Origin of the sequence: Streptomyces sp. NPDC051921, from assembly GCF_040680975.1 — a bacterium.
Lineage (GTDB): Bacteria > Actinomycetota > Actinomycetes > Streptomycetales > Streptomycetaceae > Streptomyces.
In genome coordinates this window covers 160,512-172,456 of sequence record NZ_JBFAXU010000004.1, presented here as the reverse complement: position 1 = coordinate 172,456, position 11,945 = coordinate 160,512, and the positions used below count along the sequence as shown (strand labels likewise).

Genomic DNA, 11,945 nt, shown 5'->3' with positions numbered 1-11,945 from the left:
TCCTAGGACCCGGGACCGCGGGACGGGCACGGATCAGAACGGACCGGGCAGGGTCACGGAGATGCCGTTGCCGGTGTCCGTGATGACCACGTTGCTCCAGACCAGGCTCATCGGAGGACTGCACTTGGGCTGGAACGTGGCGGTGACGGTCACGCTGAAGTTGGCCTTGCCGTTCTGGACGGGGAAGGTTCCGCCGCCGCCGGTGGACTGCTTGTTGCCGGCCTGGGGGTCGTTGCCGCCCTTGTTGACGCACTGGGCGTCGGCGGTGACGGAGATGTTCACGGACTGCTGGTTGCCGAGGCCTGCCTCTTTGCCCTTCACGGTCAGGCTGCTGCCGGAGGCGGTCGCGGTCGGGGTACCGACGAAGTGGGCGCTCACGGCTCCGGCGGTCGGAGCGAGGAAGCCCACGAGGCCGAGTGCCACCGAGGCGGGCAGGAGGAACACGGATTGGCGTCGCATGACGTTTCACCTCATCGGGGGGACGAACGCCGTGTTGCTGCGGACGCGCCACTTCCGCACGTGACCCAGAATATGCCTCCTGGGGACGTCCGGCAGGTCGGTCAGAGGTGCGTCGGCTCGAACATCCTCAGGAGGGCCGGGAGGACGACCACCGACGGGCCCGGGGTCCTCAGGGCCGCCGCGAGGTCCTCGGCCAGCGTGTCCGGGGTGGTGAGGGCCGCCGGGACGCCGAAGGACTCGGCGAGCGCGACGAAGTCCGGGCGGGACAGTTCGGTCCCCGTGGCCTCGCCGAAGGCGTCCGTCATGTACTCGCGCAGGATGCCGTAGCCACCGTCGTCGACGATCAGCCAGGTGACGTCGAAGCCGTACTGCTTCGCCGTCGCCAGCTCCGCGATCGAGTACATGGCGCCGCCGTCGCCGGACACCGCGAGCACCGGGCGGGTCGGGTCGGCCGCGGCCGCGCCGAGGGCGGCCGGGAAGCCGTAGCCGAGGCCGCCGGCGCCCTGCGCCGAGTGCATGGTGTTGGGGCGGCGGGCGTCGAACGCGGACCAGGCCCAGTACGCCAGGATCGTCATGTCCCAGAAGCTCGGTGCCCGGTCGGGCAGCGCCTCGCGCACGGCGGCGACGACCCGCTGCTCCAGGTCGAGGTCCTGGGCCCGGAGGCGGTCTCCGACCTTCGTCAGGACGGCCTTCACCCGCTGAGGGGCGCCGGCGTCCTGCCGGACCTGCACCGTCTCCAGCAGCGCCTGCAGCGCCAGCCGGGCGTCGGCGTGGATGCCGAGCGCGGGGTGGTTCGACTCCAGCTTCCCGGCGTCGGCCTCGATCTGGACGACCCGGCCCCGCGGGGCGAACGTGTGGTAGTTCGAGGACAGCTCGCCGAGGCCCGAGCCGACCACGAGGAGGACGTCCGCGTCCTCCAGGAAGTCGGTGGTGTGCCGGTCCTCCAGCCAGGACTGCAGCGACAGCGGGTGCTCCCACGGGAAGGCGCCCTTGCCGCCGAAGGTGGTGACGACGGGGGCGTTGATCCGCTCGGCGAGCGCGAGCAGCTTGCCGGAGGCGTCGGAGCGGACGACGCCTCCGCCCGCGATGATCGCCGGGCGTTCGGCGTTCGCCAGGAGGTGGGCGGCCACCGCGGTCAGCTCGGGGCGCGGCACGACCTCCTCCGGGGTCGCGTCCACGGCCGTGACCACGGGCAGCGTCGTCCCGGCGAGCAGCACGTCCTGCGGGATCTCCACCCACACCGGCCCGTGCGGGGCGGTGAGCGCCGACTTCCACGCGGCGGCGATCGCGGAGGGGATCTGCGACTGCGTACGGACGGTGTGCACGGACTTCACGACGTCGCGGAACGAGGCCTGCTGGTCGCGCAGCTCGTGCAGGTAGCCGTGCCGTCCGCCGCCGAGCCCGGCCGCCGGGACCTGGCTGCCGATCGCGAGGACCGGCGCGGAGGCGGCGGCCGCCTCCTGGAGCGCGGCGAGCGACATGAGCGCTCCGGGGCCGGTGGAGAGCAGCAGGGGGGCCACCTCGCCGGTGATCCGGCCGTACGCGTCGGCGGCGAAGCCGGCGTTGTTCTCGACGCGGAGTCCGACGTAGCGCAGGGTGGAGCGGCGCAGGGCGTCGAACATGCCGAGGGCGTGCTGGCCGGGGAGGCCGAAGACGGTGGTCGCGCCGAGGCCGGAGAGGGACTCGACGACGAGGTCGCCGCCGGTCCGCCCGGCGGGCGGGTTGAGCGCGGCCTCCGTCTGGGCGGCGGTGGGCCGCAGCACGAGGTCGTGGTCGTGGGTCATGGGGTCCCCTGGCTTGTCGGTCGGCTGCGGCCCGGTCGGTGGCCGGGGGCGTGCCCGGGCCGTTCCGCGCCGGCGGAACGGTCGGGCACACCCCCGGGGCGTCCTACTGTGCCGTGCGCGACGCGGCGATCTGGCGGGACATGATCGTCGTCAGTTCGTACGCCGTGTGGGAGGCGGCGACGGCCGTGATCTCGGCGTGGTCGTAGGCGGGGGCGACCTCGACGACGTCGGCGCCGACGAGGTTGCAGGAGGCGAGGCCGCGGAGGATCTCCAGGAGCTCGCGGGAGGTCATGCCGCCCGCCTCGGGGGTGCCGGTGCCCGGGGCGTGGGCCGGGTCGAGGCAGTCGATGTCGATGGAGATGTACAGCGGGCGGTCGCCGATGCGCTGGCGGAGCTGGTCGGCGACCTCGTCGGCGCCGCGGCGGTAGATGTCCGCGGAGGTGACGATGCCGAAGCCCATCTTCTCGTCGTCGGTCAGGTCCTGCTTGCCGTAGAGCGGGCCGCGGGTGCCGACGTGCGACAGGGCGGAGGTGTCGAGGATGCCTTCCTCGACGGCGCGGCGGAACGGGGTGCCGTGGGTGTACTCGGCGCCGAAGTAGGTGTCCCAGGTGTCGAGGTGGGCGTCGAAGTGGAGCAGGGCGACCGGGCCGTGCTTCTTCGCGACCGAGCGCAGCAGCGGCAGGGCGACGGTGTGGTCGCCGCCGAGGGTCATCATGCGGGCGCCGGTGGCGAGCATGTCGTCGGCGGCGGCCTCGATGGTCTCGACGGCCTCGTTGATGTTGAACGGGTTGACCGCGATGTCACCGGCGTCGGCGACCTGGGCGAGCGCGAACGGGGAGGCGTCCTGCGCCGGGTTGTAGGGGCGCAGCAGGCGGGAGGCCTCGCGGATGGCGTTGCCGCCGAAGCGGGCGCCGGGGCGGTAGGAGACGCCGCTGTCGAAGGGGATGCCGACCACGGCGACGTCGGCGGTGCCGACCTCGTCCAGGCGCGGCAGCCGGGCGAACGTCGCGGGACCGGCGTACCGCGGGATGCGGGACGAGTCGATCGGGCCGCGCGGGGTGTTCTGGTCGCTGCTGCTCATGGTCGGGTCCTCCTGGGGTGTATCGACGGGTCCGGCTCGACCGTAAGTCGCCCGAAAGAGACATTGAAGTGTACGTTTCCTCCACTGTATGGGCGTGTGATGTACGAAGGGTCCTGATCATGGCCGCAACGGTGGAGACCGCCCCCGCTCCCCCCGCCCCGCCGGTCCCGCTCGCCGCGCTGCTCGCCCGCGCGGACCTGGGCCTGCGGCTGCTCGCGGGCCCGGACGACGTGGCGCTGCACTGGGTGCACACCTCGGAGATGGCCGACCCCTATCCGTACCTCCTCGGCGGCGAGCTCCTGATGACGGCGGGCGTGCAGCTCACGGATCCGGCGCGGTACGTGGCGCGGGTGGTGGAGGCGGGGGCGGCGGCGCTCGGCTTCGGCGTGACCCCGGTGTACGACACGGTGCCGGCCCCGCTCGTCACCGCCTGCGAGCGGCACGGTCTCCCACTGATCGAGGTGCCGCCGAAGACCCCGTTCACGGCGGTGGCGCGAGCCCTGTGGCGCTTGATGGCGGAGGCCCGGCTGCACGAACTGCGCCGGGTCAGCGAGGCCCAGCAGTCCCTGGCGACCGCTGCCGCCCGCCCCGCTCCGGTCCCCGCGGTCCTCGGCGCGCTGGCCTCCCGCCTGGCCGGCCGCGCGGTCCTCTTCGACCCCGCGGGCGCGCAGACGGCGTCGGCCGGCCGCGAGATCCCCCCGGCGGCGTCCGAGGCCCTCGCGGACCTGGCGGGCGTGGTGGGCCCGCGTCCCGGCGGCCCGGCCTCGGCGAGCGGCGACGGCGGCGGGCTGCAGCTCGCCGCGTACGCCCTGGGCGGGGGCGACGGCCTGACGCTGGGCCTGGCGACGGAACGGCGTGGACCGAGCGACCGCACGATCGCCGGTGTCGCGGTGGTCCTCCTGTCCCTCCTCACGGCCCCGCACCGCGCCGCCGACGTGACGACGCGCGACACCGCGCTCCTCCGCCTCCTCCTGGGCGCCACCCCGTCGGCCGCGGCCGACGCCCTGGGCCCGGGTCCCTGGACGGTCGTCCACGCCCGCGGCGGCGACGGCACCCCCTTCGCCGCGGCCACCCTGGCGGCGGCCCTGGGCACCCCCCTCATGGACCCGGGCACGACGGCCGACGACGGCGGGACCCCGCAGGCCCGAGGATTCGCGCCCGTCCGCCTCCTCCTGCCGTCCTCCGCCCCCCTGACCGCCCAGCCCGGCTGGACCCTGGGCGCGGCCGCCCCCGCCGATGCGGCCGACCTCCCCTCCGCCGACGCCCAGGCGGCCCGCGCCCTGCGCCGCGCGGAAGCGACCCGGACCCCGTTGGTCCGGCACCGGCCGGCCGGCTTCGCGGGGCTCGTCGACCGCGACGAGGCGGCGGCCTACGCCCGCGCCACCCTCGCCCCGCTCTCCGAGCCGCTCGTCGAGACCCTCCGGACCTGGCTGTCGCTACACGGCAGCTGGGACCGGACCGCCGTGGCGCTGGCGATCCACCGCAACACGGTCCGGCAGCGGATCGCCCGCGTCGGGACGCTCCTCGACCGCGACCTGGACGACCCGGACGTGCGGATGGAGCTGTGGTTCGCCTTGGGCCGACTGTGACGGCGGGGCGGCTTTCCGGCCCCGCCGCGTCGCCGGCGCCGGGGTGGGCACGACAGCGGCGCGCCCAGGTTCGGGACGCGCCGCTGCGGAGCCGTGGTGAGTACTCGGGACAGCCCCCGGATCAGTAGAGCTTGCTGACGGCGGTCTTCGCCGTCGTGCGGAAGGCGCCCAGCGGGGCGTCCTTCAGGTCGCCCATCTGGCCCCAGCGGACGAGGGTGACGGTGCGGCCGTCGCGGCCGACGGAGAAGAGGTGGATGTCGGTGTTGCCGATCTGCGGGTCGGCGGTGTCCAGGCTGTAGACCCAGGCGCCCTCCTCGACGGCGAGCTTGCCGTGGTAGGCGCTGACGGCCTGCAGGCCCGGGTTCTGCTGCTCCAGCAGCGGGCCGCAGCCGGCGAGGGCCTTGCGGAGGGTGTCGACCAGCTTCACGGCGTCGGCCTCGGTGCGGGCGACGGTCGTGATCTGGACGCCGTTGGTGTCGAGCTCGGTGCTGAACTCGCGGTAGCGGGTGTTCTGCGCCGGGATCTTGTACGGGGCGCAGAGGACGCCGCCGTTCTCCGGTACGCCGGTGAAGACCTGGGTGGCGGTCCACGGCGTCGACGACGGCGGCATCTGGGCGGCGGCGAGGAAGGCGGGCTGGGCGGCGGCCTGCGCCGGGGCCGTGGCGAGGGCCGCGAGGCCCAGGGCGGCCGCGGCGGCGGTGGCGAGTGCGGTGCGGAGCTTGTGCATGGTGGTGGATCCCCCGTCGGGTCGTTCGGTCAGTGCTCGACCAGCGTCGGGGCGGCGCCCGCCGCCTGCAACGGTGACGCGCCCACCTTTCGTCCCGGAACCATTCCACCCCCGCTGACGTGCAAGAACGTTGAGGGGTGGGACGCAGGGCCGAGGGGGATGGAATGCCGAAGGACGCCGCCGTCGAGGAGTTCGCACGGCTCGTGCGCGCGCTGAAGGCGCGGGACGGGAGGAGTTACGAGGCGCTGGGCCGGCGCCTGAGCGTCAGCGCGTCCACCCTCCACCGCTACTGCTCGGGCGCGACCGTCCCGGAGGAGTTCGCCGTGGTCGACCGCCTCTGCCTGCTGTGCGGGGCGGACGAGGAGGAGCGGCGCGCCCTGGAGGTGGCCTGGAGCCGCGCGGACGGCGCCCGCCGCCGTCCGGCATCCGTTCCCGGGCCCGCCCCGAGCCCGGCACCGGTTCCCGGCCCCGCCCCCGGCCCGGAGCAGGAACCCGGCCCGGAGCAGGAGCCCGGCCCGGAGCCGGGTCCGGAGCCCGCGCCCGCCGTGCACACGCGCGTGCAGGGCCTCACGCGCGTGCCGGGCGTCCCCTCCCGGCGGCGCCGGTGGGGGCGGGTGGGCGTGGCCGGCGGGGCGCTGGCGGTCATCGGGGCGGTGACGCTCGGAGCGGTCCTCCTGCCCGGAAGGCCCCGGGAGCGGGCCGCCGAACCCCCGGCGCCGCTGACGTGGACGGTCGCCTCGGACCTCTGGAAGAACGGGTGCGGGCACACCTACCTCGTGGAGCGGACGCCCCCTCCCCCGCCGGAGGCGGCCGACGCGCGGAGCTGGGCGGCGGCGCAGGGGGCCGTGGACGGCGGGGAGACGCTGGTGCGGGTGTCGGTGCAGGGGAAGAGCGCGGCGGCGGTGGTGCTCCAGGCGCTGCACGTGCGGGTGGTGGAGCGGGGCACGCCGCCGCCGTGGGCGGCGTACCGGATGGACGACGGGTGCGGCGGGGCGGTGACGCCGCGTCGTTTCGAGGTGGACCTGGACCGGCCGCGACCTGTGGCGCGGGCGCTGGACGGGTACGACGCCTCCGGGGAGGAGGGCCGGACGCTCCCGGCGGTCTCCTTCCCGTACACGGTCAGCGCCTCCGAGCCGGAGGAGCTGCTGGTCTCGGCGGAGGCGGCGGGGTGCGACTGCCGCTGGTACCTGGAGCTGGAGTGGAGCTCGGAGGGGCGCCGGGGCACGGTCCGGATCGGGGACGAGGACGGCGCGCCCTTCCGGACGAGCGGGGCGCAGGGCCGGCCCGTGTACGGGTACGACTCCGTGGGGCGGGCCTGGATCACAGGCAAGGAGTCTGGACAGGGCGGGTGACCGCTGGGTAACTTCGTTGACGACAGGCTGAGCAAGCGCTTAGACAACTGGGCCGCAGACCGGAGGAGCCGCACCGTGCGCCGTACCGTATTCAACGAGGACCACGAGGCGTTCCGGGAGACCATCCGGGCCTTCATCGAGGCCGAGGTCGTCCCCGTCTACGACGAGTGGTTCGCCGCCGGTCAGGCGCCGCGCGACTTCTACAACAAGCTCGGCGAGCTCGGCATCTTCGGCATCAACGTGCCGGAGGAGTTCGGCGGCGCCGGCCTGGACACCCACAAGTTCGAGGCCGTCCTCTACGAGGAGACCGCCCGCGCCGGCGTGCAGTTCGGCGGCTCCGGCGTGCACGTCCTGCTCGCCCTGCCGTACATCAAGATGCTCGCCACCGACGAGCAGAAGAAGCGTTACCTCCCGAAGTTCGTCTCCGGCGAGGAGATGTGGGCCCTCGCGATGACCGAGCCGGGCACCGGCTCCGACGTCGCGGGCATGAAGACCACCGCCAAGCTCTCCGAGGACGGCACCCACTACGTCCTCAACGGCGCCAAGACCTTCATCACGGGCGGCGTCCACGCCGACCGCGTGATCGTCTGCGCCCGCACCTCCGCCCCGTCGGCCGAGGACCGCCGCTTCGGCATCTCCCTGTTCGCCGTGGACACCAAGTCCGAGGGCTACTCCATCGGCCGCAAGCTGGACAAGCTGGGCCTGCGCACCTCCGACACCGCCGAGCTCGCCTTCGTCGACGTCAAGGTCCCGGTCGAGGACCTGCTCGGCGAGGAGGGCAAGGGCTTCTCCTACCTCGGCCACAACCTGGCCTCCGAGCGCTGGGGCATCGCCTTCGGCGCGTACGCGCAGGCCAAGGCCGCCGTCCGGTTCGCCCAGCAGTACGTCACGGACCGCACCGTCTTCGGCAAGCCGGTCGCGCACTTCCAGAACACCAAGTTCGAGCTGGCCGCCTGCCAGGCCGAGGTGGACGCCGCCGAGGCCGTCGCCGACCGCGCCCTGGAGGCCCTGGACGCGGGCGAGCTGACCCCGGCCGAGGCCGCCTCCGCGAAGCTCTTCTGCACCGAGGTCGCGCACCGCGTGATCGACCGCTGCCTCCAGCTGCACGGCGGCTACGGCTACATGAACGAGTACCCGATCGCCCGCCTGTACGCGGACAACCGCGTCAACCGCATCTACGGCGGCACCAGCGAGATCATGAAGTCGATCATCGCCAAGTCGATGGGCCTGTAAGTGCCCGACGAGCACAGCGCACTGGATGACCTGCTCGATCTCCTCGACCTCGAGCGGATCGAGCAGGACATCTTCCGGGGGCAGTCCCGCCCCTCGATCGTCCCCCGCGTCTTCGGCGGCCAGGTGGCCGCCCAGGCGCTGGTGGCGGCGGGGCGGACCGTCCCCGAGGACCGCCTCGCCCACTCGCTCCACGCGTACTTCCTGCGCGCCGGGGACCCGGGCGCGCCGATCGTCTACAACGTGGACCGCATCCGCGACGGGCGTTCCTTCACCACCCGCCGGGTGGTGGCCGTCCAGCACGGACAGCCGATCTTCCACCTCTCGGCGTCCTTCCAGACGTACGAGGAGGGGCTCGACCACCAGGCGGACATGCCGCCCGCGCCGGACCCCGAGTCGCTGCCGACGCCCGCCGAGATGCTGCCCCGCCACCTCCCCCGCGAGGTCGCGGACCGGCTGATCGAAGCCCGGGCGGCGGTCGACCTGCGCTACGCCGAGACGCCCCCGTGGGGCACGGTCGGCACCCCGCGCGAGCCGCGCTCCCAGGTCTGGTTCCGCACCAACGGCAAGCTGGCCGACGACCCCCTCCTGCACGTCGTCCTGGCCACGTACGTCTCCGACATGACGCTGCTCGACTCGATCCTCCTCGCCCACGGGCGCGGCGGCTGGGCCGTCGGCGACGTCGTCGGGGCGTCCCTGGACCACGCCATGTGGTTCCACCGCCCCTTCCGGGCCGACGAGTGGCTCCTCTACGACCAGGAGTCGCCGACGGCGTCCGGCGGACGCGGCCTCGGCCAGGCCCGGATCTACACCCAGGACGGAAAGCTGGCCATCTCGGTCATCCAGGAGGGTGTCGTCCGCGTTCCGCGCTGACGACCCGACGGCCCCCCCCACCGGCCGCTGCCCGGGCTCTATCCGGGCAGCGGCTGCTCCGCCCAGATGACCTTGCCACGGGCGGTGTAGCGGGTTCCCCAGCGCTCGGCGACCTGGGCCACCAGGAACAGACCGCGGCCTCCCTCGTCCGAGAGAGCCGCCCGGCGCAGGTGCGGGGCGGTGCTGCTGCCGTCGGAGACCTCGCAGATCAGCGCACGGTCCCGGATCAGGCGCACGCGGATCGGACCGGCGCCGTAGCGGATGGCGTTCGTGACCAGCTCGCTCAGGATCAGTTCGGTCGTGAAAGCCTCCTCCTGCAGGCCCCAGCCCTCCAGCGTCCGGGCGGCCTCGGCGCGCACCGGGGCCACGGCCGAAGGATCGGAGCGCACGTCCCACGCGACGGTGCGGTCGGCGTCCAGTGCGCGGGTCCGGGCGACCAACACGGCGAGGTCGTCGCGCGGGTGACGGGGCAGCAGGGACTCCAGGACGGCGCGGCAGGTCTCCTCCGGCGAGCGACCGGCGTGGGCGACAGCACGGCACAGCCGGTCGAGGCCCTCGTCGATGTCGCGGCCACGGGCCTCGACCAGACCGTCGGTGTAGAGCACGAGGGTGCTGCCCTCGGCGAGTTCCAGCTCGGCCGTCTCGAAGGGCAGGCCGCCCAGGCCGAGCGGCGGACCGCCGGGGACGTCGGGGAGCTCGGCGCGGCCGTCCGGCCGTACGAGGACGGGGCCCAGGTGCCCGGCGCGGGCCACGGTGCAGATCCGGGACGTCGGGTCGTAGATCGCGTACAGGCAGGTGGCGCCGGTGACGTGCGCGACCGCGTCACCGCCGTCTCCCCCCTCCTTCCCGGCCTCGCCCCCGTCCTCGTCCTGGTCGATCCGGGCGACCAGCTCGTCCAGGTGCCACAGCAACTCGTCCGGGGGCAGGTCCAGGTTCGCGAAGTTGTGGACGGCGGTCCGTAGCCGCCCCATGGTGGCGGCGGCGTGCAGGCCGTGCCCGACGACGTCGCCCACCACGAGCGCCACCCGGGCGCCCGGCAGGGAGATCACGTCGAACCAGTCCCCGCCGACACCGCCCACCCCGCCTGCCCCGGCCTGCGCCGGCAGGTAGCGGTGGGCGACGTCCACCGCGGTCTGCTCGGGCAGGGCCCGGGGGAGCAGGCTGCGCTGCAGGGTGACCGCCATGGCGTGCTCGCGCGTGTAGCGGCGGGCGTTGTCCACGCCGACCGCGGCACGGGCGACCAGTTCCTCGGCCAGTGACCGGTCGTCCTCCTCGAAGGGCTCGGGCTTGTCGGAGCGCCAGAACGTGGCCACGCCCAGGACGACTCCCCTGGTCCGCAGGGGAGCCGCGATCATCGAGTGGATCCCGTACGAGAGCAGCCGCTGGGCATTGGCCGGATCCTGCCGCTGCCACCCGGAGAGGGCGGCCATGTCCGCCTCCATGACCACCTCTCCCGTCCCGAAGCCCGCCGCCTGGGGCGTGGACGACACGAAGCTGATCAGGCTGCCGGTCGGGTAGAGCGGGCTGTCGTCCCGGATGCCGCGGAACGCCACCCGCCGCATGTCGGCGGCCCGGCCCGCCGGCTCGCCCCCGCGCACGACCGGATCGGACAGGTCGACGGTGACGAAGTCGGCGAACCGGGGCACCGCGACGTCCGCCAGTTCCTCGGCGGTCCGCACCACGTCGAGCGTGGTGCCGATCCGCACCCCGGCGTCGTACAGCAGGCGCAGGCGCTCCCGCGCGACGTCGGCCCGACCGGCGAGCGCCCGCAGTTCGGTGGTGTCCCGCAGGGTGACGACGGTGCCGGAGGGGCCGCCGTCGCGGTCGGTGGACCGCTGGTTGACCGCGAGCAGGCGGTCACCGGCCACGTGCACCTCGTCGACGGCCGGCCGGCCCGAATCCAGCAGCCGGGCCATGTCCGGGTCGATCCCGAGGTCCAGCGCCGGTCGTCCCTGGGCGTCGGCGGCGAGGTCGAGCAGTCTGCGCGCCTCGTCGTTGGCCAGGACGAGCCGGTGGTCGCCGTCCAGGATGAGCACGCCCTCCTTCACGGCGTGCAGCACCGCGTCGTGGTGGTCGTACATCCGCGTCATCTCGGCGGGTCCCAGACCGTGGGTCTGGCGCAGCAGCCGTCTGCTGACCAGCGCGGTGCCGCCGGCGGTGAGCGCGAAGGCACCGGCCGCGGCGCCGAGCAGCAGCGGGAGCTGGGCCTCGGCGATCCCGCTCACCTCGTCGACCGTGACCCCGGCGGCCACCAGGGCGACCACGTCGCCGTCGTCCCCGACGACGGGCACGACGGCCCGGATGGACGGTCCGAGGGTCCCGGTGACGGTCTCCCTGACGACGCCGCCCGCCGCGGCGGGGGCGATCGTGCCGATGTAGCGCTTGCCGATCTGGGCGGGGTCGGGATGGGTGTAGCGCACGCCGTCGGGCGTCATCACCACGACGAACGACACCCCGGCCCCCGCCCGGGCCCGCTCGGCCTTCGGCTGCAGCACCCCGGAGGGATCGGAGGAGGCCAGGGCCTCCTCGATGCCGGGCGCACTGGCGAAGGCCTGCGCGACGGCCAGCGAGCGGCTGCGGGCCTCCCGCCGGCTGTCGCTTCGGGACTGCAGGACGAGCGCCACCACGGCCGCGACGACGAGGAGCACCACGATCGCCACCTGCAGGAGGAAGACCTGACGGGCGACGGTGCGTGCGCTCAGGAACGAGCGCAGGTGGCCGACGATTCCAGCCATGCCTCTTTTCTAGCACCGTCCGAGCGACGGGGTACGCCGATGGCGGGCCCGTCGGCCGCCGCCACGGGGGCCGGTCTCCGCCGTACGGGAGGGTGTCGTTCGCGGCCCGCACCGC

The 11,945-nt window shown here is 74.3% G+C and carries 9 protein-coding genes; 4 read left to right on the top strand and 5 right to left on the bottom strand.

The window, feature by feature from the left end; genetic code table 11:
- Window positions 1-33: 33 nt before the first annotated feature.
- The 3 genes from AB0M16_RS07475 to speB all read right to left on the bottom strand — a co-directional run bounded on the left by AB0M16_RS07475 (window position 34) and on the right by speB (window position 3,324).
- A complete protein-coding gene (locus AB0M16_RS07475; protein ID WP_365339827.1) occupies window positions 34-459 on the bottom strand; it encodes a hypothetical protein in 426 nt (141 codons plus the stop codon).
- A 101-nt stretch (window positions 460-560) separates the two neighbouring features.
- Window positions 561-2,243, bottom strand: a complete 1,683-nt coding sequence (locus tag AB0M16_RS07470) for a thiamine pyrophosphate-binding protein (protein WP_365339825.1) — start codon at window positions 2,241-2,243, stop codon at window positions 561-563.
- Between the two features lie 103 nt (window positions 2,244-2,346).
- A complete protein-coding gene (gene speB, locus AB0M16_RS07465) occupies window positions 2,347-3,324 on the bottom strand; it encodes an agmatinase (RefSeq protein WP_365339823.1) in 978 nt (325 codons plus the stop codon).
- Window positions 3,325-3,443: 119 nt separating this feature from the next.
- Here speB and AB0M16_RS07460 point away from each other — a divergent pair, with 119 nt between their 5' ends.
- Window positions 3,444-4,913, top strand: a complete 1,470-nt coding sequence (locus AB0M16_RS07460; RefSeq protein WP_365339821.1) for a PucR family transcriptional regulator — start codon at window positions 3,444-3,446, stop codon at window positions 4,911-4,913.
- 121 nt (window positions 4,914-5,034) lie between these two features.
- Here AB0M16_RS07460 and AB0M16_RS07455 read toward each other — a convergent pair whose 3' ends face one another.
- Complete coding sequence (locus AB0M16_RS07455; RefSeq protein ID WP_365339819.1) at window positions 5,035-5,640, bottom strand: hypothetical protein; 606 nt, start codon at window positions 5,638-5,640, stop codon at window positions 5,035-5,037.
- Window positions 5,641-5,804: 164 nt separating this feature from the next.
- Here AB0M16_RS07455 and AB0M16_RS07450 point away from each other — a divergent pair, with 164 nt between their 5' ends.
- The 3 genes from AB0M16_RS07450 (at window position 5,805) to AB0M16_RS07440 (ending at window position 9,095) form a co-directional block, all read left to right on the top strand.
- Window positions 5,805-6,992: a helix-turn-helix transcriptional regulator gene (locus tag AB0M16_RS07450; RefSeq protein WP_365339817.1), complete on the top strand. Its 1,188-nt coding sequence runs from the start codon at window positions 5,805-5,807 to the stop codon at window positions 6,990-6,992.
- 75 nt (window positions 6,993-7,067) lie between these two features.
- A complete protein-coding gene (locus tag AB0M16_RS07445; RefSeq protein WP_365339815.1) occupies window positions 7,068-8,225 on the top strand; it encodes an acyl-CoA dehydrogenase family protein in 1,158 nt (385 codons plus the stop codon).
- Window positions 8,226-9,095 (top strand): acyl-CoA thioesterase II, encoded by an 870-nt coding sequence (locus AB0M16_RS07440; protein WP_365339813.1) that lies wholly within the window; start codon window positions 8,226-8,228, stop codon window positions 9,093-9,095.
- Window positions 9,096-9,133: 38 nt separating this feature from the next.
- On the opposite strand, the gene AB0M16_RS07435 is transcribed toward AB0M16_RS07440, so the two are convergent.
- The gene (locus tag AB0M16_RS07435; RefSeq protein ID WP_365339811.1) at window positions 9,134-11,830 is read right to left on the bottom strand and encodes a SpoIIE family protein phosphatase; all 2,697 of its coding nucleotides are present in this window, start codon (window positions 11,828-11,830) and stop codon (window positions 9,134-9,136) included.
- Between the last annotated feature and the right edge of the window lie 115 nt (window positions 11,831-11,945).